The sequence below is a fragment of the Acidimicrobiales bacterium genome (assembly GCA_040219085.1).
GTDB lineage: Bacteria > Actinomycetota > Acidimicrobiia > Acidimicrobiales > JAVJTC01 > JAVJTC01.
In genome coordinates, this window is the sequence record JAVJTC010000015.1 from 1 (window position 1) to 25,682 (window position 25,682).

The window sequence follows — 25,682 nt, forward strand, 5'->3', positions numbered from 1 at the left end:
GTGGACCGACGCCGGACCGCCGGAGAAGATCACGCCCTTCGGGTTGCGGCGGGCGATCTCCTCGGCCGTGATGTCGTGCGGGACGATCTCGGAGTGGACGTGGGCCTCGCGCACACGCCGGGCGATCAGCTGCGCGTACTGGGCCCCGAAGTCGACGACGAGGACGGGGTGTCGGTCATCGCTCATCGCCGCGACAGACGACTCAGTTGCCCATGCCGACGCCCTGGGCGCGCTGGAGGGACTTGCCCTCGGTCTGCAGCGCGGGCGCAACCATGACCTCGGCCTTCTGGAACTCCTTGACGGTCTCGTATCCACAGGTGGCCATCGAGGTCCGGAGGCCACCGAAGAGGTTCAGGCGGCCGTCGTTCTCGTGGGCCGGGCCGACGAGGACCTCGGCGAGTGTGCCGCGGGGCGAGACCTTGACCCGCGCGCCGCGCGGCAGCGTGGGATGGAATGTGGCCATCCCCCAGTGCCACCCACGTCCGGGGGACTCGTGAGCCGAGGCGAGCGGCGACCCGATCATGACGGCGTCGGCACCGCAGACGATGGCCTTGGCGATGTCACCGCCGGTTCCCATTCCGCCGTCCGCGATGACGTGGACGTAGACGCCGGTCTCGTCGAGATGTCGCATCCGCGCCGCACGGGCGTCAGCGATGGCCGTGGCCTGGGGAACCCCGATACCGAGGACGCCGCGGGTGGTGCAGGCCTGGCCGGGGCCGACGCCGACGAGGACCCCGGCGGCGCCGGTACGCATGAGATGCAGTGCGGCCTCGTAGCTCGCGCAGCCTCCGACGATCACGGGGATCGGGAGCTCACGCACGACCTTCTTCAGGTTCAGCGGCTCGGACGTCTTGGACTTGTGTTCGGCGGTCACCACTGTTCCCTGGATGACCAGCAGGTCGACCTCCGCGGCGAGGATGTGCGGCAGGAGGCTCCCGGTGCGCTGGGGCGTCACCGAGACCGACGCCACCACGCCGGCGGAGCGGATCTCACGGATCCGCTCACCGATCAGCTCGGGGCGGATGGGTTCGGCGTAGAGCTCCTGCATCCGCAGTGTGGCCTTGTCGGGCTCGAGCCGGGCGATCTCCTCGAGGATGGCGTCGGGATCCTCGTAGCGGGTCCACAGGCCCTCGAGGTTGAGGACCGCGAGACCACCGAGGCGGCCGATCTCGATCGCCGAGGCGGGCGACACGACGCTGTCCATCGCCGATGCCATCAGGGGGAGGTCGAAGCGGTAGGCGTCGATCTCCCAGGTGATGTCGACGTCCTCGGGGTCACGTGTGCGTCGTGAAGGCACGATTGCGATGTCGTCGAACCCGTAGGCCCGCCGGCCGGTCTTGCCTCGCCCGATCTCGATCTCAGCCATTGCCTGCTCCCGTGAGCCACCTGGAACGGCCATGCTACCCGGACCCTCACGGCCCCATGGGATGCGGTTCAGCGCCCGATCGTGTCGTCGGTCCCCGTCACGATCCCCACCAGCTGGCGCAGCATCGCACCGGTCGCGCCCCACACCGTGTCGCCGTCGAGGTCGAAGAAGTAGACCGGCCGATCGACGCCGCCGAACTCCCACAGCTCCTCGCGGAAGACGCCGTCCGCTGCCAACTCCGCCAGTGACACGTGGATGATCTCTTCCACCTCGCCGGGCTCGGCCCGCAGTCCCCTCGGCGGTCGTTCGAGTCGGCCCACATAGGGGTGGACCAGCGCGTTCGAGCCCACGGTGACGAAGCCGTCGAGTTCCCCCACGGGCGTCACCGCCTCGGGTGGTAGTGCGATCTCCTCCCACGCCTCGCGCAGCGCCGTCTGCCAGAGGTGGCGGTCGTCACTCTCCTCGCGGCCGCCGGGAAACGACACCTCGTGGCGGTGGCTGCGCAGGTGTGAGGCCCGCCGGGTCAAGATGACGTGCGGGCCGCCTGCGTCATAGAGAGCCACGAGGACGGCGCTCGAGCGGGCGTTCGCCGGCCGGACATCGGCGCGTGAGTCCTCGATGATGCGGCCGGGGCCGCGCTCGTGGATGCGGTCGAGCGCCGTGTCGAACGCGACGGAGCGAGCCGACGGCGGCAATGAGGCCCATGGCGGCGGGGCTCCGGGCCGGGCCGAGGCCGGACGGGGGATCCGCTGCGGTCCGGGCCGGCGAGTCACGCCCGTGCGAGCTCACCGAGGATGTCGACGATGTCGGCGGCCCACAGCGCCTCGAGGACGGCGACGGGACCCGCTTTCGCCCTCTCCCACTGTGACCAGATCTCCGTGGGGTCGGCGAGTACCGGATTGTCCGCCGCCAACGAAGGGAGCAGGACCGCGAGGCCGCCGTGCTTGAGGTCGGCCATCGCCCGGCCCGGCAGGGTGTCACCCGCGTGCCAGTCCCGCAGTGTGCTCGCGAGCTTCGCAGGGTCTGCTGGTAGCCGTTCTTCCATGTGTCCGAGCCTACCGTTGGCCGGACGCGCCGGAGCCGGGCCCACAGGCCCGGCTCCGTGCGAACATCGTGCGGTGGGGACCGCTCTACATCATCCCCATGCCGCCCATGCCGCCCATACCGCCCATACCGCCCATCGGGTCGCCCCCGCCGCCCATGGCGGGCTCGGGCTCGGGCTTGTCGGCGATGAGGGCCTCGGTCGTGAGCAGCAGCGCTGCGATGGACGCCGCGTTCTGCAGCGCCGCACGGGTGACCATGGCCGGATCGATGACGCCGGCGGCGACCAGGTCGGTCATCTCGCCGGTTGCTGCGTTGAAGCCCATCGGGCCACTGGCAGCCTCGACCTCACGGACGATGACGTTGCCCTCGTGTCCGGCGTTGTCGGCGATGAGCCGAGCCGGCGCGATGAGTGACTTGTAGACGATCTTGGCGCCCGTGGCTTCGTCGCCCACGAGGCTTTCGATCACCTTGGCCACGGCCTCGCGGCTGCGGACGAGAGCAGTGCCGCCACCGGCGACCACGCCCTCTTCGATCGCTGCACGCGTGGCGGAGAGAGCATCTTCGATGCGGTGCTTCTTCTCCTTGAGCTCGACCTCCGTGGCCGCACCTACCTGCACGACAGCGACGCCGCCGGCGAGCTTGGCGAGACGCTCCTGGAGCTTCTCGCGATCCCAGTCCGAGTCGGTGTCTTCGATCTCGCGACGGATCTGTGCGATCCGTCCCTCGACGTCGGCGGATTCTCCGGCGCCCTCGACGATCGTGGTGTTGTCCTTGGTGATGACGACCTTGCGGGCCTGACCGAGCAGGTCAAGCGTGACGGCGTCGAGCTTGAGCCCGACCTCTTCGGCGATGACCTGGCCGCCGGTGAGGACGGCCATGTCCTGGAGCATCGCCTTGCGACGCTCGCCGAACCCGGGGGCCTTGACGGCCGCCGAGTTGAACGTGCCACGGATCTTGTTGACCACCAGGGTCGCGAGGGCCTCGCCCTCGACGTCCTCAGCGATGATCAGCAGCTGCTTGCCGGACTGCATGACCTTCTCGAGCACCGGCAGCAGGTCCTGAACCGAGGTGATCTTGCCCTGGAGGAGCAGGATGTACGGATCCTCCAGGACCGACTCCTGGCGGTCCTGGTCGGTGACGAAGTACGGGGAGAGGTAGCCCTTGTCGAACTGCATGCCCTCGACGAAGTCGAGACTCATGCCGAACGTGTTGGACTCCTCGACCGTCACGACGCCGTCCTTGCCGACCTTGTCGATGGCGTCCGCGAGGACGTCACCGATGGCTGTGTCAGCTGCGGAGATGGCCGCGACCTGTGCGATCTCGGCCTTGGAGTCGATCTCGTTGGCCTGCTGGGCGATGGACTCGACGGCAGCTGCGACGGCTGCCTCGATGCCCCGCTTGAGGCCGGTCGGGCTGGCGCCGGCAGCGACGTTGCGGAGACCTTCATGGACCAGGGCCTGTGCGAGCACGGTTGCCGTGGTGGTTCCGTCTCCGGCGATGTCGTTCGTCTTGGTCGCGACTTCCTTGACCAGCTGGGCGCCCATGTTCTCGAACGGGTCCTCCAGCTCGATCTCGCGAGCAATGGAGACACCGTCGTTGGTGATGGTGGGTGCGCCGAACTTCTTGTCGAGGACGACGTTGCGACCCTTGGGGCCGAGCGTGACCTTGACGGCGTCAGCGAGCTTGTTCACGCCCGCCTCGAGGCCGCGGCGGGCTTTGTCGTCGAACTTGAGAATCTTGGACATTGGTGGGGTCCCTACTTGACGATGGCGAGGACGTCGCGGGCGGAGAGGATCAGAACGTCCTCACCTTTCACCGCGATCTCGGTGCCGCCGTACTTGCTGTAGACGACGATGTCGCCGACCGATACGTCGACCGGAATGAGTTCTCCCGTCTGGTCCGAACGCTTGCCCGGGCCGACAGCGAGTACCTCACCCTGCTGGGGCTTTTCCTTGGCGGTGTCGGGAATCACGAGGCCGCTGGCGGTGGTCTCCTCCGACTCACCTGGGCGAACAACGATGCGATCCTCGAGGGGCTGCAGATTCATTGGTTACGTGCCTCCCAGTGACACATTAAGTCAGTCGTCAGCAGCTAGCACTCTCTGGCTGCGAGTGCTAACGATAGGCCGCTCCGACACGGGAGGCAAACGTCGGAGCCGGGAAATTCCGCCTTCTCGAGTGTAGGAGCCGCGAAGCGGGCTCGGAACCCGCCGTGGCCATGGCCTGGCGCGGTGCAGGCGACCGGACCGAAAACGACGAACGGGACCGGCCCGAAGGCCGGTCCCGTCGTTGAAGTCGGTTCTCTCTGAGGAGAGTGTTAGCCGGCGAAGCTCGGGCCGCCGGGTCCGCCAGCGCCACCGTCGTCGACGTCAGGCGTCGGCGTCGGCGAACCGTCGGTCGGAGGTGTGGTCGGCTCCGGCTCGGCCGGTGCTTCGCAGTCGTTGTGGAAGGTGAAGTCGAGGCTGGTCAGCCCCGGCGCCCAGGTGAGTGACTGCGTGTCACCGTTGACCGGTGCGCAGTACTCGAGGAGGTCGGCGTCAGCAAGCTCTTCCACCACGTAGGTGCAGGGCTCGCCGTCGACGACGACGGGGACGTCTTCACCGGTGAACACGTTGTCGTTGAAGCCCGCCAGCTCGACCTGAGCCGGTGAGGTGTTGACGAACGTTCCGGTGGAACCCAGCACGCCGTTGAACACGTTGATGATCGTGTCCGCACAACCGTCGCTGGCGCTGATGAAGAAGTCGATCCGCTCGTTGAGCAGGCCGGTGTCGATGTTCGAGAGGACGACGAAGTCATCCAGGTCCATGGACTTGGTCACGTTGATCGAGACCGGGTCGAAGACGTTGCGGAACGGGGTGATGGTGCCCGGGGTCTGCTCGAACTGGGTGTTGCCGAACAGCGGGATCTGGTTGGTCCAGCCGTCCACCGGAATCTCGGTGATGTCGTAGGCGCAGGACTGGACATCGTTGCTGACGAGGACGCTCGCGGCGACCTCGATGTCTTCGAGGACAACAGCCGGCGAACCGTCACCGGTGATCTCGAGGGACGCCTGGGTGCAGGTGGCGGGGTAGGTCTCCGACGGGGTCACGAGGAACGTGAAGGTCGTCAGCGAGAATACGTCCGCATCGGCGATCGGCACGTTCTTGTAGAGATCGTGTTCCGCGGTCGAGGCGCAAGTACCAGTTACGAAGATGTTCGCCTCTTCGCCGAACATCATGTCGAAACCGGCCTCGTCACCGATCGTGAACGACGCCGCCTCACCCGGTGCGTAGAGATCCGGGACATTGGCGATGTTGTCGTTGGCGTCGTTTGCGGGCGACGGATCGATCCGAGCCTGCGTCTCACAGCCGGGATGGCTGACGGTCGCCGTGTAGTTGCACTCGTCCGAAAGGCCGAGGGTTTCCTCGTCGATCGTCAGAACGTTGAAGCTCAGGCCGGCGGGCGAGTCCACCTGGCCCTCGTCGTCCGGCGGATCGCAGTTGTTGAGCGGGGTCACTGTGACGGTGACGTCTCCTAGATTCGCGTCGAAGGTCACAGATGTCGGGTTCGCAGATGCCGGGCTGGCGAAGAACGCAAATGCGCTCGCAAGCAGACCGACAGCGGCGATTGCCACCAATAGTCTCTTCATCACTACCTATTCCTCTCTCCGAGTAGACGGCGGTGAGTGTCTCACCGCCCGACTTCAAACTTCAACGGGACAACATAGACCGTCGCGCGGGGCAACGGCAAGCATCCCTCTTGCCTTACGAGTGTCAGACCATAACGGCGGCTTCGACCCTCGGCAACCTGGGGTCACCGCGCGCCGAGACCCAGCGAGGGGTCCGCGCCGACATCGAGAGGCGTGGATCCGTCGGCCCGTAGACGCCACCAACCCGCGGCCGCCACCATCGCGGCGTTGTCGGTACACATGGCCCGGCTCGGCAGATACGCGCGTAGGCCATCCGACTCACACGCGTCGAGGAAGGACTCGCGCAACTCCGAGTTGGCGGCGACCCCACCGGCGAGGCAGAGCCCCTTCGCTCCGACCTGCGCCGCGGCGCGGCGCGCCTTGGTGACCAGCACATCCACCACGGCCGCCTGGAACGAGGCCGCCACGTCGGCGGGATCCGCGTCATCGTCGGAGCGTCGGATGTGGTTGACCACGGCGGTCTTCACCCCGCTGAAGGAGAAGTCCAGTCCCTCGTCCATCAGCGCGCGCGGGAACCGCACGGCGTCGCGCGAGCCCTCGAGCGCGAGGCGGTCGATCACCGGACCGCCCGGGTAGCCGAGGCCCATGAAGCGGGCGACCTTGTCGAAGGCCTCGCCCGCCGCGTCGTCGAGCGTCTCGCCGAGCACCGTGTAGTCACCGTGGTCGCGCATCTCGACGAGCATCGTGTGTCCGCCCGAGACCAACAGCACGACGATCGGCAACTCGATCGAGGGCTCCTCCAGAAAGGCTCCGTACAGGTGCGCTTCGAGATGGTTCACCGCGACATAGGGGACGTCCCACACCAGCGCGAGGGCCTTGGCGGCGCTCACCCCGACGAGCAGCGAACCGATTAGGCCGGGCCCGTAGGTGGCCGCCACGGCGTCGATGCCCTCTCCGGCGTCGGTGACACCGGCCTCCACCAGAGCCTGCGCCACCACCGGCGTCAGCAACTCGACGTGGGCGCGACTCGCCACCTCCGGCACGACTCCGCCGTAGCGGGCGTGGAGGTCCACCTGGCTCGACACGACCGACGACAGGACCGACGACGCCTCGGACACGACCGCTGCCGCGGTCTCGTCACACGACGTCTCGATCCCCAGCACGACCTTCACCGATTCGTTCATGTGCCATCCTCCCGGCGACCTGTCTGCATCGGACCCGCCACCGCGACAGCGGCAGGCTCCACCCCGTCTCGTCCCATTTCGTCCGGCGCCGCCATCGCCACCAGACGGCGGGCGACCTCGTCCCCGTCGAGATCCAACAGCCACATGACGATGGCGTCCTCGTGCCCACCGCCGGGGTCGGGGTAGTAGTTGCGGCGCGCGCCCACCGGCGCGAATCCGAAAGAGCGGTACAGCGAGATGGCCGCGGCGTTCGAAGCACGCACCTCGAGAGTGGCCGCCGAAGCCGCCGACGCACGCGCCGCCACGAGCAACGCCGTCACGAGTCGCCGGGCCACACCCCTGCGATGCCAGGCAGCCTCGACCGCGACAGTCGTGATGTGGACGTCGGCGAGGACGAGCATCGAACCGCCGTGACCGACGATGCGGCCGTCGACCTCGGCCACGAGATGCACACGGTCCGGCCTCTCACCGATCTCGGCCAGCCACGTCTCGCGCGACCACGCGTCGCCGTAGGCCTGTGCATCGATCGTTCGGACCACGGGTAGATCGGCGCGACGCATCGGCCGAATCGTCGGCGCCGACGCGGACACCGACACGGTCACGGCGCGTTCCGGGTGGCCCAGGCATCGGGCTCGGCATCGGGCAGCCGCAGATACAGCGGCCGGAGTTCCCACGGCTTGACGAAGTCCTCGCGCAGTGCCCGGGCGTGCGCCAACTGCACGAGCGAGCCGGCGGTGGGGTAGGCGAGTCCCTGTTCGGCGATCTCCACCCGGGCGATGCCCTCGAAGACATCGCTGTGGCGCAGCGCACCGTCACCGACGAGCAGGATCTCCTCACCGGACGCGACCAGTTCCGACGCGAGATCCTCCGGTGAGGCCACCCGGTGGCCCGTGACCCGCTGCACCCCTCCGGGCACCTGGCGGTAGAACGCGTAGAAGACCTCGCCGCGGCGCGCGTCGAGGGCCGCCACGATCAGGCGGTTGGTGAACCGCACCGGATGGGCGACGAGGTCCAGGCTCGGCACCCCGATCATCGGGACACCCAGCGCATAGGCCATCGCCGTCGCCGTTGCGATCCCGACCCGCAGACCCGTGTAGAGGCCCGGCCCGAGATCCACGGCGACGACACTTATCTCGGACAGGTCGACCCGGGCCTGCGTGCGGACGAAGTCGATCTGGGGCGCGAGCGTCTCGGCGTGGCGGCGCGCCCGACAGGAGTGCGCCGAGGCGAGAACCCCCTCGTGGCCACCGATGGCACACCCGACCTGCTGGGTGGCGCTCTCGATTCCCAGGATCAGCACGGTTCCCCCTCGGTCCAACTCGACAGCGCACCCGCCAGGGCACGACCCCTCGCCGACCACGATGACCCGACACCGCGGAACTCGAAGACACGCTCGTCGTCGGAACCGTCGTCGACGAAGAGGAGCCGGACCTCGAGGAAGTCGGCCGGGAGGACAGGTCGGATGGAATCGCCCCACTCGACGACGACGACCCCGCCGCTGTCGAGCAGCTCGGGCAGACCGAGGTCCAGGACCTCGGCGAGTTGCTCGAGGCGGTACACGTCGAGGTGGTGCAACATGACCCGACCGCTGTATTCGCGGGCCAACGTGAACGTGGGGCTCGTGATCCGGGCCTCGATCCCGAGGCCGCGGCCGAGGCCCTGGGTGAAGGTGGTCTTGCCCGCGCCGAGGTCACCGGACAGCAGGACGACGTCGCCGGGGCCCACGAGTGCGGCGAGCGCCTCGGCGACCGCCCGGGTCTCGTCGGCTGACGCGGTTCGAACCGCGATCACGACATCGCCTGCTTCGCCCTCACGAGGTCCGCGCGCATGGCGGCCATCTGCTCGCCGCCGCCGCGCAACACGGCGGCGGGATGGAACGTGGGCACCAGGGTGATGTCGCCCCGTGCGGTCGGGAACGGATAGGTCCTGCCGCGCAAGCGGGTGATGCCCGTCTTCGTCTCGAGCAGGAGCTTCGACGCGAAGTTCCCCAGCGTGACGATGACGCTGGGCGCGATGAGGTCCACCTGGGTCTCGAGCCACGGGCGACACGCCGCGATCTCCTCCGGCCGGGGGTCCCGGTTCCCGGGCGGGCGGCACTTGACCACGTTGGCGATGTAGCACGACGTCCGGTCCAGCCCCATCTCCTCGGCCATCAGGCGGTCGAGCAACTTTCCGGACCGGCCCACGAAGGGCAGGCCCTCGCGATCCTCGTTGGCGCCGGGCCCCTCACCGACGAACATGAGATCCGCTCCCGGGTCTCCCATCCCGAACACGACCCGGGTGCGCCCGTCGGCGAGACCACAGCGCGTGCAGGTCGAAGCCTCGGATGCGACGTCGGCGAGCGCGGTGGACACGCGCTGAAGCGTACCGGCGCCTCCCCCGCCCCGGCCCGGCGGCGTGATCACCTTGCGACAGCTGCCGCGACGGCGTCCGCCACGGCAACCACGGCCAGCAGCCGCACCAGCGACACGGGCGCATCCACCCGACCGGTGGCCGCCGCCACGAGAGCGTCGCCGTCGAGAGCCGTGTGGACGGGGATCAGAGCGCGCGCGAGCCCGTCGTGGCCACTGCGCGCGACCGCGTGACACTCGGCGGCGTCGAGCTTCGCATCGGTCACGATGCACCCGATCGTCGTGTTGCCCATCCGCATGCCCGGATCGTCCGCCGGGGCGACGAAGGAACCGTCGCGGATCGCAGCGACGGTGACCCCGTCGTCGAGATCGCCTCCGGCGTTGACGGCGATCGTCGCGGCGACGGTGACGCCGCCGGCGCTGACGGTGGCGGTCCCGAGTCCCCCGGGTCTCACCGCCGTGGCACCGCGCCACTTGCCGACCGTGGCGCCGGTCCCGGCGCCGACGGCCCCGTCACCGGGTGGCGCGGATCCCGACGGGCCGAGCGCGGCCAGCGTTGCCGCCTGCCCCTCCGCCGGCCCGGGACGCACCGAGGGGTCCCCGACCAGGAGGTCGTAGAGGCCCATGGCCACGACGATCGGCACGCGCCCGGCCGGAGTCGGGAAGCCACGGCCGGCCGCCTCGAGGGCCGCCACCACACCGTCGGCGCAGGCCAGGCCGAAGGCGGAGCCGCCGGTGAGAACAACCGCGTCGACGGTGTCGACAGTCGCCGCCGGGTCCAGGAGCGCGAACTCCCGGGTGGCCGGTGCGCCGCCGCGGACCTCGCCGGAGGCGACGGTGCCGGGCGGCACGACGATGACGGTGCAACCGGTCGCCGCAACCGGATCGGTGTGATGTCCGACCCTCACGTCGGCGATCGTGGTGACCACCTCCGCAACCTAGTTCGGTCGACCCGACGCCACCGTCACGGTCCGCGCCGCCTCGTCGTGGGCGGGACCGCGGACCCGCCAGTCGTGGTCGAGCATCGCCTCGCGCAGTCCCGCCGTGCGACGACGGGCACCGTCGATGTCGCCCAGCACCGACGCGAGCCTCTCCCCCAGTGCGCCGTCGGGGTGCAGGACCACATCGTGGAACCGGTCGGGTATCACCTCCGGGTAGCTCAGACGGTCGGGCAGGACGGGCACCGCTCCCGCGGCCACCGCCTCGACGACCGCTACACCGAAGAACTCGTGGCGCGCGGCGGACACCACGACGTCGACCTCACACAGCAGCCGGAGATAGTCGGCGCGGTCGAGATGGCCCGTCGCCCGCACCCGCTCCCCGAGCGCAGCGAGCCCACGCCGGACATGCGACGGTGCCGAACCGAGGCCCTCCCCTGTGACGACGAGTTCGAAGTCGACGCCATGCCCGGCCACCGTGGCCAGCGCGTCGAGAACCGCCCCCGGATCCTTGTCGTGGGCGATCCGGTGGTTGAAGACCACGACCGGAGGACCCCGGCGCACCGGACGGTGCACGGCCACGAGGTCGGCCGTGTCCACCCCGAGGGGCACGACCCGGCACCGCCCGGCCACGTCGGCGAGGAGGTCCCCCTGGGACTCCCCCACCCGGTCGCGGTTCAGAAGGCCCGGTAGCGCACCGAGCAGGTCGTCGCGGTGGAAGGCACTGTTGAACCACACCTCATCGGCCGCGACCATCGAACGCCACTGGGTGAGCGCGAGACCCTCGTCGACGTTCTGCCCGGGGGCGCGCGGCTGGGTGAGTTGGTTCTCGTGCAGGTACCCCACCATCGGCACGCCGCGGAGCTCACGGCGTGCGATTCCCACCAGCGACGCCGCGTCGACCATCGACGAGACAACCAGCAGGTCCGGACGTCCGTTGGCTGCGATGTCGGCTCGAACGGCCTCGGCGAGACGGACCGCACCGGCCCGGAGCCGCCACTTCCAGCGCGCCGCCGGCAGCGTGACCAGACGGACATCGTGCGCGCTCGCAGCCGCCCAGCCGAGGGCCCACTGGCGGTGGGACCCGCCGAACCAACCCTCTGCCACGAGGATCGTCAGACGGTCCGCCCCGCCCGTCTCGCTCACCTGTAGACGCGTCGGACCCGGCGACCCACGTCACAGACCACCTCGTACGCGATCGACCCCAACACCTCCGCGACGTCGACCGCTCCGATCGTCTCGCCGTCCTGCTCGCCGATCAGAACCACCTCGTCCGCCGTGGCCACGGCGTCGGCCGCGGGATCCCCCGGCGGGCCGCAGTCGACCATCAGCTGGTCCATCGTGACGACGCCGACCACCGGACGGCGCCGTCCCCGAATCAGCACCTGGCCGCCGAAGCGCGAATAGCTGCGCCGCACGCCGTCCGCGTATCCGATCGGAACGGTCGCCACCACCGTGTCCCTCGAGAACGTGTGACGCAGGCCGTAGCTGACACCCTCGCCCGCCGCGACGACCTTGACCATCGACACGGCGGACGTGAGCCTCATGGCCGGCTGCAGGTCCACCCCGCCGTCGAAGCCACGGACCGGCGGGAGCCCGTACACGGCGATGCCCACCCGCACGAGGTCACGCAGACCGCGCGGGTGAGCCAGCAGCACCGCCGAGTTGCCGACGTGGGTGATCGGCGGGACGATGCCCTCGTCCGCGAGCTCGGCGAGCACCGCGTCGAAGAGGTCGATCTGACGGTCGGTCGTGTCCCTCTCCGGCTCGTCCGCGAGCGCACAGTGGGTCCAGAGCCCCTCGAGGTCCAGGGCCGGCTTGTCGACGATGGCACGGGCGAGCATCGCCACGTCCTCAGGACGCGCCCCCACCCTGTGCATGCCGGTGTCGACCTTCAGGTGGACCGCCAGGCGCTCACCGCGACCGGCGGCGGCAGCAGCCGCCGCGGCGAAACCCTCGCCGCTGTAGACCGTCGGCCGGAGGTCGTGCTCCACCACTTCGATCATCTCGGGAGGTCGGGGCTCCGACAGCAACAGAATCGGCACGTCGAGACCCGCCCGGCGCAGTTCGACGCCCTCCTCGACGAGCGCGACCGCCAACCACTGCGCGCCCGCCTCGACCGCCGTGCGGGCCGACGCCACGGCTCCGTGCCCGTAGGCGTCCGCCTTGACCACCGCACAGAAGATGGCGTCGCCGGCGCGCTCGGCGAGAGCCGCGACGTTGTGGGCGATCGCACCGAGGTCGACCGTGGCGACGGTGGGCCGCATCAGATCCGCTCCACGTGCACACCACGCGGCGCGGGCACCAGCTCGTCGAGTACCAGCGCGACGAGCCCGGGGAGATCCGACGCGATCAGTCCCGACGACGGTCCCATGGTCGCCGCATGACCGTGAACGACCGCGGCGAGGGACGCCGCGGTAAGGGCGTCGGCTCCGGCCGCGAGGAGTCCACCGATCATCCCCGAGAGCACATCGCCGGTCCCGGCTGTGGCGAGGCGACTGTCGCCGGCCACGCTCAGACGCACCGCCCCGCCCGGCGCGGCAACCACGGTGGTCGGGCCCTTGAGGAGGACATGAGCACCCGTCTCCGATGCCAGACGGCGAGCCGCGGCGATGCGGTCGTCGCCGGGCGCGTGACCCGTCAGCCGGGCGAACTCGGCGTCATGGGGCGTGAGCACGGTGGCCGCAGACCGGCCGGCGAGAACGGTGAGCGCCTTGTCGCCCAGCGCACCCAGTCCGTCACCGTCCACCACGACCGGCACGGGAGCGTCGGCGACGGCACGCCGGACGGCCTCCGCGTCGTGGCGACCCGAACCGAGACCGGGGCCGATGACGAGCGCGGCGAACCGGTCGAGACCAGCGAGGACCTCCGGCGCCCACTCGCCTTCGTCGAGCGGATGGCCCACCGCCTCCACAGGCCCGCCGGGGGCCTCCAGACCCGGCACGCTGAGCCGCACGTACCCCGCGCCGGACCGCGCCGCAGCGGCCGCGGCCATGTAGGCGGCACCGGTCATGTTGGGAGATCCACCCACGACCCAGCACGCGGAACGCCACTTGTGGGTGTCCACGGCACGGCGGGGCCAGCCGGCCGCGACGTCGGCCAACTCGATGAGGTGGGTGTCGGCACCGCCGACATCGAGGCCGATATCGGCCACCCGTACCTCGCCGCTGAGCGAGCGGCCGGCCCCGAACAGAAGGCCGGGCTTGAGCGCGGCGAACGTGACGGTCACATCGGCCGCGAGCGGGCTACCGGCCGCGTCACCAGTGAGACCGTCGACACCCGAGGGCGTGTCGACGGCCAGGACCGGGGTCCCCGGCGCCAGGTGCGGTGGGTGCCAAGGACGGGCGAGTCCGGTACCGAAAGCGGCGTCGATCACGAGATCGCACGGCGCGAGGCGCGCGGGGGGGTCGGTGGCCGCCACGATCCCGACCGCTGCACCACGCCGCGCCAGAAGTTCGGCGGCGACCTCCCCGTCGCGGCCGTTGTTGCCCGGACCGGCGATGACGACCACACGTCGGCCGTAGTGGCCGCCTAGCATCTCCCGGGCGACACGGGCGACCGCCGCACCGGCCCGGGCGACCAGCTCGTCGACCGTCTCGGGAGCAGCGGCATCGATCGCCGTCATCTGGGCGGGCGTGACGACCGGGATCATTCCGCGACCACCACCGCGCTCGCCACGCTGTCGACGTGGCTCAGACTCACGTGCCAGCGCACGACACCGGCGCCGTCCGCCAGGGCGGCGGCACGCCCGTGCAGTCGCAGCTCCGGCGCACCGGAGGGGGTCCGGATGACCTCGACCTCCGCGAAGTCGAAGGCGCCGAGCCCGACGCCGAGCGCCTTCATCGTCGCCTCCTTCGCGGCGAATCGGGCTGCGAAACCTGTCGCCGGGTCGCTGCGAAGGGCCATCGCCTCACGCTCGGCCGGGCCGAAGAGTCGGTCCACGAGACCGGGACGGCGCTCGATCATCCGCCGGAACCGGGCGACGTCGACGAGGTCCGTGCCGATGCCGATCATCGACCCGGAGCCACGGGTACGGGGGCGGTCACCGGTCCCGCCACCGGTCGGCCAGCTCGGACACCGGATCCACGAGCAGATCGAGGACCGGCACCTCACCCAGGACGCTCTCGTCGAAGTCCGGCTCCGTCTCGGTGACCGCGTCGCGCAACCGGGACAGACGCCGGTCGTAGCCCCGCAGCACACCCGCTGCGACCGCCGGTGCCAGCCGGTCGGTGAACTCGACGTGCATGATCGTCAGTCCGACCGTCTGGCGGTCCTTCACCTCTGGGACGAGAATGATGGACCTCCCGTCACGCCGGCCCTGGGTGACGTGCACGTCCTGGTCGAAGGCGACCCGGTGCTTCGTGCCTCGCAGGACCGGGTCGTGATCCACCCGTGAACGCAGGCCGGCCGAGATTCCGCCGCGGTCGACAATGGCGATCCGGGCGTCGTCGACAGCGGCGTCACCGTCGATGGAATAGCGGGTGAACCCGACGACCTCTGTGATCGCCGGGTCGAGCTCCGCCAGGGTGCGCAGCGACGCGTAGCTGAGCTGATCGCGGGGCGACCCGGCCTCCAGGACCGCGGCGACGAGCGGGACCTGCACGAGGGCCTCGTCGCCACGGCTGATCCCGACGGTGACGGTCTTGGCCTGATGCTTGATCGCGTCGATCGGTCGCGTCAGTTCGTCGATGGCCGCCGACGCCGCCCGCATCAACTCCTCGACCACGACGGCCGGCGTGCCGATCTCCCCGTGGTCGACCTGGTAGGCGTCGAGAGGGATGACGCCCACCGCGTAGCGGTACATGGATGCGAGCCGGGTGGCCGTGGACGCCTCGAGGGTGCCGTTGTAGTCCCCCGCGCGCAGCCGGCCGAAGAAGACCGAGGCGTGGTCACGCAGACCGTCCACGACCCGGCGCAGGAGTTCATCGCCGGACAGGCCGGGTTCGGCGTCGAGGGTGGCCTCCACCAGTGAGCGGGACTGGCGCAGGGGCTGAGCGAGGGCGTCGATCGCGAGCGCGGCCTCGTAGCCGAACAGGTGCCCGGCCATCGCCGCCAGAACGAACGCGACCCGCGGCTCGACATCGGGAAGCGGGATCACGTCGGCGACGGCGGCGAAGCGCTCGTCGTCGGGACCGATCACGACCGGGGCGGCCTTGTGAGCTCCGTAGATCGCGACCTCCTTCACGACGTCGTCGAGCGTCGAACCGCTGAGTCCGGCGGCGCAGACGATGATCATCGGTTCCGAGGAGAGGTCGATGTGCTTCTTGTCCTCGGTGGTGTCACACGCGATGGACTTGTAGCAGAGCTCCGAGAGCTTGATTCTGACCTCACGCGCCGCGACCTGGTTGCGGCCGTTGCCGACCAACGCCCAGTAGCGACGACCGGGAGCGACGCGGTGGGCGATCCGGCCGATGTGTTCACGCAGCGACAGCGTCGCCGTCAACGCTTCGGGCAGCCCGCGCACCGCGCTGAGGAGCCTCTGGCGGGCCTGCCGCTCGCGCGCGGTCGGGTCCGGGCGCATCTCGTCGGCGAGCGCGCATGCCAGAAGCAGGCCCGCGGCGATCTGAGAGTAGAAGGCCTTGGTCGACGCCACGCTCATCTCCACGTCGCGCCCGTCGGATGTGTACAGGACACCGTCGGACTTGTCGACCAGGTCGCTGTTGCGGCGGTTGACGATGGCGACGACGGTTCCGCCCCGCGCCCGCACGAGGTCCACGGTTCGGTTGGTGTCGGTCGTGGTGCCGGACTGGCTGATCGCCACGACCAGCGTGTCGGACATGTCCGGACGCATCTCGAATCCCGACAACTCCGTTGCCGGCAGCGCCTCGACCATGACGTCGAGACCGGCCAACTCGGTACGGATCGCATCGGCGACGCCCTGCCCGGCGACGGCAGCCGTGCCCTGACCGATCACGCTCACCCGCGTGATCCCGCCCGCGCGCAGGCGGGCGCGCAGCTCCGGGGGGAGCGTGTCGTCGCTCAACTCGACCCGCAGATCGTCGTCGGCGCCGACCAGGCGACCGCGCAGGGTCTTGCGGAACGACGACGGTGCCTCGCTGACCTCCTTCAGAAGGAAGTGGGGATGGTCGCCACGGTCGATGTCACGCGTCGTGATCTCCGCGGTGACGATCTCCCCCTCGGCGACCGGCAGCGCCGTCCCGTCATAGGAGATCCGCTCGAGTCCGTCGATGGTCCCGGCGCCGTCGGCGGCGAGGACGACCATCTGCCCCCGGCTCGCCGTCGGGTTGTCGGGGTTGGCCGGCGTCTCGCCGTCGAGGCGGAGGTACCGGGCGGTCTCCTCGATGACGCCGTACGGCTCGCTCGCCACGATGAACTGGTCCTCACCGAGGCCGACGTAGAGAGCCTGACCGCTGCCGCGTAGAGCCAGGTGCAACGCGTCGGGACGGGCGTCGCTCGTCGCGGCGATGGCCACCGACCCGTCGAAGGACGACACCGTCGACCGGAAGGACTCGTCGAGAGCCTGACCCGACACGAGGCCGTTCGCCACGAGGGCGGGGATCACCTTCGCATCGGTCGTGATCCCGTCGGCGAACCGCAACCCGTGTTCGACGGCGAGCTCGAGGTGGTTGTCGACGTCGCCGTTCAGTGCCGCCGCGACGAAGGGGGCGGCGGGGTCGTCACGCCGGGACGACTCCAGCGGATGGGCGTTCGCCTCCGAGATGATTCCGACGCTCGCCCAGCGGGTGTGTCCGAGAACCGTCGCCGCGGCGTCGGGCGTTGCGAGGGCAGCGGCGAGCAGTTCATCCGAGCGGATCGCAGCCCGCAGGACCGCTGTGTTGTCACCGAGCTCGCCGATCTCTGCAGCCGCCTTGTAGACGAACGCGACGCTGCGGTCGCCCACCCGGACCGACCCGGTCCGGAAGAGCGGGTCGGCGGAGCGGGCGGCGACACGGTCCGCGGTGGCCGGGTCGCTCAGATCCAGAGCGTGACGGCGCACGATGACGTGGATGCCGGCCGAATCCCGGCCGCGCACCTCGAGACGGTCCAACCCCGACAGCGCCTGATGGATGGACATGTACGCCTCGACCGACGCGACTGTCGGCTCCGCGCCGCCGAGCAGGTCGGCGACGCCGTCCACCGCCCGCAGACGATCGCGGCCCAGGGTCCAAGCGGCATCGCGAATCGCCAGGACCGGTGCCGCGACCGCGGCGACCGTCGCGGGATCCAGCCCGTCGCCGTCGAGGGCGGCGTCCATCATCGCGATCGCGTCGTCGACCGAGGCCGCTGCGGCCCGCAGCGCCGCCAGACCGGATGCGTCGCTCAGTCCGGCGGCCACACCGGGGGGGCCGCTCATCTCGACGGAGACTGAGCGCAGGCTCTCGGCCGCCCTCCCCAGCCGACCGACGTCATCGGTTCCGAACGGCGCCGCGATGCTCGCTGCGACTTCACCGAGCGCAGCCACCAGCCCGGTCAGCTCGGGTGGCGTCCGGTGGGAGCGCCGCCGGACGATTCCGATGATCCCGCACATCTCCGAGGAGTCCTTCCGACGGGGCGCCTGGGCATACCGCCCGACGAGTTCGACCAGTCTAGGTTCCGCCACCCACAGGGCCGACGACGCTCATCACGACGATTCCTCCGGCGTGAGCGCGTCCACGAGTCGTTGCACCGCAGCGCGCGCACGGCCGTCGGTGTCGGCCTCGGCCATGACCCGCACGACCGGTTCGGTCCCCGATGGCCGAACGAGGACCCGACCTTCCGCACCGAGATCGGCCTCCGCGGCGGCGATGTCAGCGGCAATACGCGCGACCGCGTCGGCGGCGTCACCGTCGACCGGCACGCTCACGAGGACCTGAGGGAACCGCGTCAACGACACGTCGACGACCTCGGCGAGCGGGCGCCGCGCACGCGCGAGAACGTCGAGGAGCTGCACGCCGGTGAGCAGGCCGTCGCCGGTCGTGGCGTAGTCGGAGAACACGACGTGGCCGGACTGCTCGCCACCCAGCACCAGTCCCGTCCGGGCAAGCGCCTCGAGCACGTGGCGGTCCCCCACCGGCGTCTCCACCACTTCGATCCCGTTGTCGGCCATGGCACGGCGGAAGCCGAGATTGGCCATCACCGTCACGACCACGCCGTCGGATCGGGGACATCCACGCCGGTGTCGGTCGAGCGCGCAGATCGCGATGATCGCGTCCCCGTCCACCGGATGGCCACGATGGTCGACCGCCAGGACCCGGTCGGCGTCGCCGTCGAAGGCCAGGCCGAGGTCCGCCCCCGCGGCGCGGACCGCTGCGGCGAGGGGCCCGAGGTCCGTCGAACCGCATGCGTCGTTGATGTTGCGACCGTCGGGTGCCGCGTTGATCACGGCGACCGTCGCGCCCAGGCCCGTCAGCACGGGGCCCGCTACGGCGTAGGCGGCGCCGTGCCCGGTGTCGACCACCACGGAGAGGCCTTCGAGCGAGCGGCCTTCGATCGACGCCCCGACATGCGCCGCCCAGCGCTCCACGGCGTCGCCGGCGTCGCGGGTCGCGACCATCGCGCCCGAGCCGGTGGCCGCCGGCGCAGCCGTTCGCAGAGCTGACTCGATCGTGTCCTGTTGCGCGCCGGTCAGCTTCCTGCCGCCCGGGGCGAACACCTTGAGCCCGTTGTCGTACCACGGGTTGTGCGACGCCGACACGACGATCCCCGGTGCCCCGCCGTGCTCGGCGGCGAAGGCGACGGCGGGGGTGGGCGCGACGCCGAGATCGGCGACCAGGGCGCCCGCAGCCGCGCAACCACGGGCGACGCCCGCAACGAGCAACGGGCCCGACTCGCGGGTGTCACGGCCGACGAACACACGCGTCGCGTCGAACGTCGTGGCGACGGCGTGGCCGAGGGATGCGGCGACGGCTGCGCTGAGGGTCCCGGGAGCGGGGCCACGCAGACCGTCGGTGCCGAAACGCACGGGGCGATACCTGATATCGGTGGGCTCGGACGAGCCGCCGGTCAGCGCTTCGAGTACTGAGGGGCCTTACGGGCCTTCTTGAGGCCGTACTTCTTGGATTCCTTCTTGCGATCGTCACGCCGCAGGAAGCCCGCCCGCTTCAGGGCGGGACGCAGCTCGGGGTCCATGTCGATCAGACCACGGGCGATACCGAGACGCATGGCGCCGGCCTGGCCGTTGAGTCCGCCGCCGTGAAGGGTGACGTCGATGTCGTAGGCCTTGTCGGTCTCGGTCAGGGTCAGGGGCTCCACGATCGACTCCGCGTGTGCCTTCGACGGAAAGTAGTCCGAGAGAGGGCGGGAGTTGACCGTGATCTGGCCGTCACCGAGACGGAAGCGGACCCGTGCGACCGCGCGCTTGCGACGACCGGTGGCCTGGACGAGAGGGGGATGCGACATCGGAGCTCCTGTGACGATCAGGCCCGGGCGCGGGCGTGATCGAATGTGATCGGTTCGGGCTTCTGGGCCTCATGGGGATGGGTCGGCCCGGCGTAGACCTTGAGCTTGCGGACCATCTGACGACCCAGACGGTTCTTGGGGACCATGCCGCGGACGGTTGCGCGCACGGCCTCCGCCGGCTTCCTGCGCAGCAGTTCGGCGTACGTCGTCGAGGAGATACCACCCGGGTAACCCGAGTGCGACCAGACCTGCTTGCGATCGGCCTTGTCGGAGGTCAACACGACCTTGTCGGCGTTGACGATGATGACGTGGTCACCGGTGTCGAGGTGGGGGGTGAAGGTCGGCTTGTGCTTGCCGCGCAGGATCCGTGCGACCTCCGTGGCGAGTCGGCCGAGGACCATGCCTTCAGCGTCGACGACGTACCAGGAGCGGTCGATCTCGCTGGCCTTTGGGCTGTACGTCCGCACGGGCGAACCTCTCGGGTGGTCACAGAGCGAATGCGAATCCGGACAGGGCGACACGCCCCGTCCGGGGGCGACCCACAACGATACGGTCACCCGACCCGCGCGACAACCGCCGCGGGTACGAGCACCGGCACCATCGGGGCGCGATCAGTACACGACCTCCCACAGACACAGACCCTGAGGTGGAGCCACCGGCCCCGCGGTGTTGCGGTCACGAGCGGCGAGCAGCTCGACGAACCACTCCGGGGGCTGCGTCCCGGAGCCGACCGTCACGAGGCTTCCGACCACGGAACGGACCATCTGCTGACAAAAGGAGCGTGCACCGACGTCGAAACGGATCAGATCGTCACCCAGGTCGATCCACGCCGTCTCTAGGACCTCGCGGGTGCGGTCGAGTTCGCGCCGACCACCCCCGTCGGTGCGCACGACGATGCGCCGACAGAACGACGAGAAGTCGTGGGTGCCGACCAGTGCACGCGCCGCCTCGGTCATCGCCTCGAGATCGAGCACCGGAGACCGCACGTGCCAGGTGGTGCGCCTCAGGAGCGGGTCACCCGCAGCTCGGTTGAGGATCGTGTAGCGATACCTGCGCATCCGCGCCGATCGACGGGCGTCGAAGTCGGACCCCACCTCGTCCGCGGACAGGATCGAGACCTCGGGACCGACCATGCGGTCGATCCTGTGTCCGAGGTCCCCGGCCGACAGCGATGGCGCCTCGACGTCGACGGTCACGACCTGGCCGCTGGCGTGCACGCCCGCGTCGGTACGCCCGGCACAGGTCAGCGCGACGGAATCGCCCGAGATCCGCTCGAGAGCATTCGTGATCTCACCCGCGACCGTGCGGAAGCCCGGTGACGTCGCGAACCCGGAGAAGTCGGTGCCGTCGTAGGCGACGACGAGCCGCAGTCGCACGGCACGACCGCGGGCTGATCAGACCAGCTCGATACGCGCCATCGGCGCGGCGTCGCCGTAGCGCGGCCCGAGCTTGAGAATGCGGGTGTAGCCGCCGGAGCGGTCCGCGTAACGCGGCCCGATCTCCTCGATCAGCTTGTCCGCGATCTCGGTGTCGTTCAGGAACGAGATGATCTGGCGGTGGTTGTGGAGACCACCCTTGCGTGCCTTTGTGATGATCTTCTCGGCGACCGGGCGCAGGGCCTTGGCCTTGGCCTCCGTGGTGACGATTCCCTCGGCCGCGATGAGGCTCGCGACGAGGTTGGCCATCATGAGGCGCTGATGCTGGGCGCTGCCGCCGAAGCGACGGCCCTTCTTGGGAGTGGCAGGCATGGGATCTTCCTCAGTCTCGACTCGTCAGTTCAAGGCCGCGCTCGTCGAGCTTGGCGATGACCTCATCGAGTGACTTCTGGCCGAAGTTCGTGATGGCGAGCAGTTCGTCCTCGCTCTTGACGAGGAGTTCGCCGACCGTGTTGACCTGGGCGCGCTTGAGGCAGTTGCGGGGACGCTCGGACAGGTCGAGGTCCTCGATCGGCAGGTCCAGGTCCGGTGAGCCGCTCGCCGCACCGGGGATGTCGCCGAGCTGGAGGCCCTCGGCCTCTTCACTCATCTCCTCGATGAGCTGCACGAGGGAACGCAGCGTGGACCCGGCCGATGCCAGGGCGTCGCGAGGTGTGATCGAGCCGTCCGTCGTGATGTCGAGGACCATGCGGTCGTACTCGCTCGACTGCTCGACGCGGGTGGGCTCCACCTCGAAGGAGACGCGGCTCACCGGCGAGAAGATCGCGTCAACGGGAATCACGCCGATGGTCGTCTGCGTCGGGTCGGACTCACCGGGCTTGTAGCCGCGGCCCCGCTCGATCGTCACCTCGAAGGCCAGCCGGCCCTTCGAGTTGAGCTCGGCGATGTGGAGCTGCGGGTTGATGATCTCGATCTCGGGGTTCTCCTGCAGGTCGGCCGCCGTGGCCGTACCGGGACCCTTCACATCGAGACGCAGCACCACGGGGTCCTCGGAGTGGGACCGCACGACGACGTCCTTGAGGTTCAAGATGATGTCGGTGACGTCCTCGACGACACCGCCGATCGTGTCGAACTCATGCAGGGCGTCGTCGAAACGAACCTGGGTGATGGCGGCGCCGGGGATCGACGACAGAAGGGTGCGTCGCAGCGAGTTGCCGATCGTGTGCCCGAATCCGGGCTCGAGGGGGCTGATGGCGAACTGCTGGCGCGAGCCCTCCTCGTCGGTGACTGCTTCGACGGTGGGTCGCTGGATGACGAGCATCTCTTGGGTACCTCGTGATCAGGCCGTGGGCGTGGGACTTCTTCGGCGGGCGAACCCGCCGGGTGTGTGGCCGCGGGGGCCGGGAAGCGGCTACTTGGAGTAGAGCTCGACGATGAGCTGTTCGCGGATTGGGACGTCGATCTGGTCGCGGATCGGGGCGTCACGCACGTGCACGGCCCAACCGTCGTCCTGGGTCTCGAGCCACGCCGGAGGGGTCCGGTCGAGGGTGTCGAGGTTCCACTGGACGACGACCATCTCGCGGGACTTCGCACGCAGTGACACGACGTCGCCGGCGCGGCTGCGGTAGCTGCAGATGTCGACGCGTCGACCGTTGACGTCGACGTGCCCGTGGTTGACGAACTGGCGGGCCTGGGTGCGGGTGGCCGTTCAATCCGCGCGGTACACGACGTTGTCGAGACGCAACTCGAGGAGCTGCAGCATGTTCTCACCGGTGACACCGGGGCGACGGCTCGCCTCGGCGTAGAGGTTGCGGAACTGCCGCTCGTTAAGACCGTAGGTGAAGCGGGCCTTCTGCTTCTCCTGGAGCTGGAGCAGGTACTCCGACACCGAACCGCGGCGACGGGTACGGCCGTGCTCGCCCGGCGGGTACGGACGCTTGTCGAGTGCGACCGTCTCTGCCCGGGTTCCCCAGATGTTGGTGCCGAGGCGACGCGACACGCGTGCCTTCGGTCCTGTGTAACGGGACATCAGACCCTCCGTCGCTTGGGTGGACGGCAGCCGTTGTGGGGCACGGGCGTGACGTCTTTGATACCGGTCACCTCGAGGCCGAGGTTCTGCAACGAACGGATCGCGGTCTCTCGACCCGATCCCGGTCCGCGGACCTCGACGTCGACCTTGCGGACGCCGTGTTCCATGGCCCGACGACCCGCCTGCTCGGCGGCCATCTGAGCGGCGTAGGGAGTGGACTTGCGGGAGCCCTTGAAGCCGACGTTGCCGGCCGACGCCCAGGACAAGACGTTGCCCTGGCGGTCGCTGATCGACACGATCGTGTTGTTGAAGGAACTCTTGATGTGCGCGACGCCGTGGGTGATGTTCTTGCGTTCCCGACGGCGGGGCCGGCGCTGACCGGCTGGTTTGTTCGCCATTACTTCTTCAGCACCTTCTTCTTGCCGGCCACGGTCTTCTTCGGGCCCTTGCGGGTCCGGGCGTTCGTATGGGTGCGCTGACCACGCACGGGCAGCCCACGACGGTGTCGGATGCCCTGGTAGCTGCCGATCTCCATCTTGCGCTTGATGTCCTGGCTGACCTCACGGCGCAGGTCACCTTCGACCTTGAAGTTGCCTTCGAGATACGCCCGCAGACGGGCGACCTCCTGCTCGGTGAGATCACGCACCCTCGTGTTGGGGTCGATCTCGGTGGCCTCGCAGATCTCGCTGGCCTTCGTCGTTCCGATGCCGAAGATGTAGGTGAGCGACACCACGCTGCGCTTGTCGCGCGGGATGTCGACACCGGCGATGCGTGCCATCTAGCCCTGCCTCTGCTTATGTCGCGGATTGGAGCAGATGACGCGGACGCGACCGTCACGCCGGATGATCCGGCACTTGTCGCACATCTGCTTGACGCTGGGTCGAACCTTCATTGGAATCCCTGGTTGGCGTGCTACTTGTAGCGGTAGGTGATGCGACCCCGTTGGAGGTCGTAAGGGGTGAGCTCGACCTGGACCCGGTCCCCCGGCAGGATGCGGATGTAGTGCATCCTCATCTTCCCGGAGATGTGGGCCAGTACCTCGTGGCCGTTGTCGAGCTCGACCTTGAACATTGCGTTGGGAAGGGACTCGAGAACGGTCCCTTCCATGACTATGGCGTCAGACTTCGGTTTCGCCAGGGGTCGGTCCTCCAACAATCTGTCTCCGATTCCGGGCGGCGGCCACCGCTCGGAACCCTTGCACCACATCACCCGGAAAAGGCGATGTGGCTCCGGCTCGGCACGCGTGTCGATGCGACTCGCAGCAAGCCAACATATGAGGCTACCGACTACATCGTCCCAGCCCCAACCCCGACACCGCGTCGGGGGCGGTCGCGATCAGTCCAGAACGTCCTCCAGGACGCTGCGGATCCGGGCGAAGACCTCGTCCGTGGTCCCCATGCCGTCGACGACGGTGAGCAGATCGCGCTCCGAGAACCATTCGATCAGGGGCGATGTCTGCTCCTCGTAGAGGTGGAGACGGCGCTGAATCGCCTCCCGGCTGTCGTCGGAGCGACCCCGCTCGAGCATCCGCCGGGTCACCTCCGCAACCGGGACCTCGAGATTCAGGGCGATGTCGATCCCACCGGTCCCGGCGGTGATCGATTCGAGTTCGTCGGCCTGGGGAGCCGTCCGGGGGAATCCGTCGAGCAGGACTCCGTTCGTCACGATGTCGTCTCGGGCCAGACGGTCGGCGACGATCCCACACATGACGTCGTCGGGAACGAGCTCGCCCCGTTCCATGAGCTCACCCGCGCGTCGGCCGAGTTCGGTCTCACCGGTGACCGCCGCGCGCAACATGTCCCCGGTCGACACGTGCACCAGACCGAATACGTCGACGATGAGCGCACTCTGGGTGCCCTTGCCCGACCCCTGACGGCCGAGAATGACAACGGTCGGAGAGTTCCCGCGGCGTGGCTCGCCCGGGTCGGTCACTTCAGGAAGCCCTCGTAGTTGCGCATCATGAGCTGGCTGTCGATCTGCTTCATTGTCTCGAGGCCGACGCCGACGGCGATGAGGATCGAGATGCCGGTGAAGCTGAAGGCGCCACCGGTGTTCGACGGCAGGATCTGGCCGAGGATCACAGCGGGGATGAGCGCCACGACGGCGATGAAGATGGCGCCCGGGAAGGTCAGGCGGTTGAGGATCTTGGCGAGGTAGCGCTCGGTCTGAGGGCCGGGACGGATACCGGGGATGAAGCCGCCGTTCTTGCGGATCTGGTCGGCCTGCTTCACCGGGTCGAAGGTGATGGCGGTGTAGAAGTAGGAGAAGCCGACGATCAACAGCCCGAACACGATGAGGTAGACGGGGCTGTCGAACTGGACGAGGTTGTTGTCCACCCAACGCTGCACGCTCTCACCCCACCCGTCGTTGGGAAGGACCACTGCGATCAGCTGAGGCAGGTAGAGCACCGAGCTGGCGAAGATGATCG

At 69.3% G+C, this 25,682-nt stretch carries 30 protein-coding genes and 1 pseudogene; all 31 read right to left on the bottom strand.

Annotated features, from left to right (window positions below; translation table 11 throughout):
* Positions 1–186, bottom strand: a 186-nt coding sequence (locus tag RIE08_06350) for a GMP synthase (glutamine-hydrolyzing) (GenBank protein MEQ8717214.1), incomplete at its 3' end; no start/stop codon positions are given.
* A gap of 16 nt (positions 187–202) precedes the next feature.
* On the bottom strand, positions 203–1,366 hold the full coding sequence (locus RIE08_06355; GenBank protein MEQ8717215.1) for a GuaB3 family IMP dehydrogenase-related protein: 1,164 nt from the start codon (positions 1,364–1,366) through the stop codon (positions 203–205).
* 68 nt (positions 1,367–1,434) lie between these two features.
* On the bottom strand, positions 1,435–2,061 hold the full coding sequence (locus tag RIE08_06360) for a CoA pyrophosphatase (GenBank protein ID MEQ8717216.1): 627 nt from the start codon (positions 2,059–2,061) through the stop codon (positions 1,435–1,437).
* Between the two features lie 74 nt (positions 2,062–2,135).
* Entirely contained in the window at positions 2,136–2,411 is a 276-nt protein-coding gene (locus RIE08_06365; protein MEQ8717217.1) for a hypothetical protein, read from the bottom strand.
* An 85-nt stretch (positions 2,412–2,496) separates the two neighbouring features.
* Complete coding sequence (gene groL, locus RIE08_06370; protein MEQ8717218.1) at positions 2,497–4,155, bottom strand: chaperonin GroEL; 1,659 nt, start codon at positions 4,153–4,155, stop codon at positions 2,497–2,499.
* 11 nt (positions 4,156–4,166) lie between these two features.
* On the bottom strand, positions 4,167–4,457 hold the full coding sequence (groES, locus tag RIE08_06375) for a co-chaperone GroES (GenBank protein ID MEQ8717219.1): 291 nt from the start codon (positions 4,455–4,457) through the stop codon (positions 4,167–4,169).
* Positions 4,458–4,726: 269 nt separating this feature from the next.
* Positions 4,727–6,037: a hypothetical protein gene (locus tag RIE08_06380; GenBank protein ID MEQ8717220.1), complete on the bottom strand. Its 1,311-nt coding sequence runs from the start codon at positions 6,035–6,037 to the stop codon at positions 4,727–4,729.
* A 164-nt stretch (positions 6,038–6,201) separates the two neighbouring features.
* The gene (tsaD, locus tag RIE08_06385) at positions 6,202–7,221 is read right to left on the bottom strand and encodes a tRNA (adenosine(37)-N6)-threonylcarbamoyltransferase complex transferase subunit TsaD (GenBank protein MEQ8717221.1); all 1,020 of its coding nucleotides are present in this window, start codon (positions 7,219–7,221) and stop codon (positions 6,202–6,204) included.
* Positions 7,218–7,781, bottom strand: a complete 564-nt coding sequence (gene rimI / locus RIE08_06390; protein MEQ8717222.1) for a ribosomal protein S18-alanine N-acetyltransferase — start codon at positions 7,779–7,781, stop codon at positions 7,218–7,220. The genes tsaD and rimI overlap by 4 nt, the downstream gene beginning before the upstream one ends.
* A gap of 38 nt (positions 7,782–7,819) precedes the next feature.
* Positions 7,820–8,521, bottom strand: coding sequence for a tRNA (adenosine(37)-N6)-threonylcarbamoyltransferase complex dimerization subunit type 1 TsaB (gene tsaB / locus RIE08_06395; protein MEQ8717223.1), 702 nt, complete (start codon positions 8,519–8,521; stop codon positions 7,820–7,822).
* On the bottom strand, positions 8,515–9,012 hold the full coding sequence (gene tsaE / locus RIE08_06400) for a tRNA (adenosine(37)-N6)-threonylcarbamoyltransferase complex ATPase subunit type 1 TsaE (protein ID MEQ8717224.1): 498 nt from the start codon (positions 9,010–9,012) through the stop codon (positions 8,515–8,517). The genes tsaB and tsaE overlap by 7 nt, the downstream gene beginning before the upstream one ends.
* Positions 9,009–9,575, bottom strand: a complete 567-nt coding sequence (locus RIE08_06405; protein ID MEQ8717225.1) for a uracil-DNA glycosylase — start codon at positions 9,573–9,575, stop codon at positions 9,009–9,011. The genes tsaE and RIE08_06405 overlap by 4 nt, the downstream gene beginning before the upstream one ends.
* A 47-nt stretch (positions 9,576–9,622) precedes the next feature.
* Positions 9,623–10,501 (bottom strand): P1 family peptidase, encoded by an 879-nt coding sequence (locus RIE08_06410; GenBank protein ID MEQ8717226.1) that lies wholly within the window; start codon positions 10,499–10,501, stop codon positions 9,623–9,625.
* A 9-nt stretch (positions 10,502–10,510) separates the two neighbouring features.
* The gene (locus RIE08_06415; protein MEQ8717227.1) at positions 10,511–11,656 is read right to left on the bottom strand and encodes a DUF3524 domain-containing protein; all 1,146 of its coding nucleotides are present in this window, start codon (positions 11,654–11,656) and stop codon (positions 10,511–10,513) included.
* Positions 11,653–12,777, bottom strand: a complete 1,125-nt coding sequence (alr, locus tag RIE08_06420) for an alanine racemase (GenBank protein MEQ8717228.1) — start codon at positions 12,775–12,777, stop codon at positions 11,653–11,655. Before alr ends, RIE08_06415 begins: the two co-directional genes overlap by 4 nt.
* Positions 12,777–14,162, bottom strand: a complete 1,386-nt coding sequence (locus RIE08_06425; protein ID MEQ8717229.1) for an NAD(P)H-hydrate dehydratase — start codon at positions 14,160–14,162, stop codon at positions 12,777–12,779. Before RIE08_06425 ends, alr begins: the two co-directional genes overlap by 1 nt.
* On the bottom strand, positions 14,159–14,524 hold the full coding sequence (locus RIE08_06430; protein MEQ8717230.1) for a holo-ACP synthase: 366 nt from the start codon (positions 14,522–14,524) through the stop codon (positions 14,159–14,161). The genes RIE08_06425 and RIE08_06430 overlap by 4 nt, the downstream gene beginning before the upstream one ends.
* 28 nt (positions 14,525–14,552) lie before the next feature.
* The gene (locus RIE08_06435) at positions 14,553–17,999 is read right to left on the bottom strand and encodes an SIS domain-containing protein (protein MEQ8717231.1); all 3,447 of its coding nucleotides are present in this window, start codon (positions 17,997–17,999) and stop codon (positions 14,553–14,555) included.
* Positions 18,000–18,092: 93 nt separating this feature from the next.
* Positions 18,093–19,412, bottom strand: a complete 1,320-nt coding sequence (locus RIE08_06440) for a hypothetical protein (protein MEQ8717232.1) — start codon at positions 19,410–19,412, stop codon at positions 18,093–18,095.
* Positions 19,413–19,453: 41 nt separating this feature from the next.
* Positions 19,454–19,849 (bottom strand): 30S ribosomal protein S9, encoded by a 396-nt coding sequence (gene rpsI / locus RIE08_06445; GenBank protein ID MEQ8717233.1) that lies wholly within the window; start codon positions 19,847–19,849, stop codon positions 19,454–19,456.
* A 17-nt stretch (positions 19,850–19,866) separates the two neighbouring features.
* On the bottom strand, positions 19,867–20,316 hold the full coding sequence (gene rplM / locus RIE08_06450; GenBank protein ID MEQ8717234.1) for a 50S ribosomal protein L13: 450 nt from the start codon (positions 20,314–20,316) through the stop codon (positions 19,867–19,869).
* Between the two features lie 144 nt (positions 20,317–20,460).
* Positions 20,461–21,225: a tRNA pseudouridine(38-40) synthase TruA gene (gene truA / locus RIE08_06455; GenBank protein MEQ8717235.1), complete on the bottom strand. Its 765-nt coding sequence runs from the start codon at positions 21,223–21,225 to the stop codon at positions 20,461–20,463.
* Positions 21,226–21,243: 18 nt separating this feature from the next.
* Entirely contained in the window at positions 21,244–21,597 is a 354-nt protein-coding gene (gene rplQ / locus RIE08_06460) for a 50S ribosomal protein L17 (protein ID MEQ8717236.1), read from the bottom strand.
* Positions 21,598–21,607: 10 nt separating this feature from the next.
* Positions 21,608–22,546 (bottom strand): DNA-directed RNA polymerase subunit alpha, encoded by a 939-nt coding sequence (locus RIE08_06465; GenBank protein MEQ8717237.1) that lies wholly within the window; start codon positions 22,544–22,546, stop codon positions 21,608–21,610.
* A gap of 90 nt (positions 22,547–22,636) precedes the next feature.
* Positions 22,637–23,254, bottom strand: a pseudogene (gene rpsD, locus RIE08_06470) (30S ribosomal protein S4).
* On the bottom strand, positions 23,254–23,652 hold the full coding sequence (gene rpsK, locus RIE08_06475) for a 30S ribosomal protein S11 (GenBank protein MEQ8717238.1): 399 nt from the start codon (positions 23,650–23,652) through the stop codon (positions 23,254–23,256). Before rpsK ends, rpsD begins: the two are co-directional and overlap by 1 nt.
* Complete coding sequence (gene rpsM, locus RIE08_06480; GenBank protein MEQ8717239.1) at positions 23,652–24,032, bottom strand: 30S ribosomal protein S13; 381 nt, start codon at positions 24,030–24,032, stop codon at positions 23,652–23,654. Before rpsM ends, rpsK begins: the two co-directional genes overlap by 1 nt.
* Complete coding sequence (rpmJ, locus tag RIE08_06485) at positions 24,033–24,146, bottom strand: 50S ribosomal protein L36 (GenBank protein MEQ8717240.1); 114 nt, start codon at positions 24,144–24,146, stop codon at positions 24,033–24,035.
* 20 nt (positions 24,147–24,166) lie between these two features.
* Entirely contained in the window at positions 24,167–24,391 is a 225-nt protein-coding gene (gene infA / locus RIE08_06490) for a translation initiation factor IF-1 (protein ID MEQ8717241.1), read from the bottom strand.
* A gap of 198 nt (positions 24,392–24,589) precedes the next feature.
* On the bottom strand, positions 24,590–25,186 hold the full coding sequence (locus tag RIE08_06495) for an adenylate kinase (protein ID MEQ8717242.1): 597 nt from the start codon (positions 25,184–25,186) through the stop codon (positions 24,590–24,592).
* A partial coding sequence (locus RIE08_06500; GenBank protein ID MEQ8717243.1) for a preprotein translocase subunit SecY occupies positions 25,183–25,682 on the bottom strand: 500 nt, incomplete at its 5' end. The genes RIE08_06495 and RIE08_06500, both read right to left, overlap by 4 nt.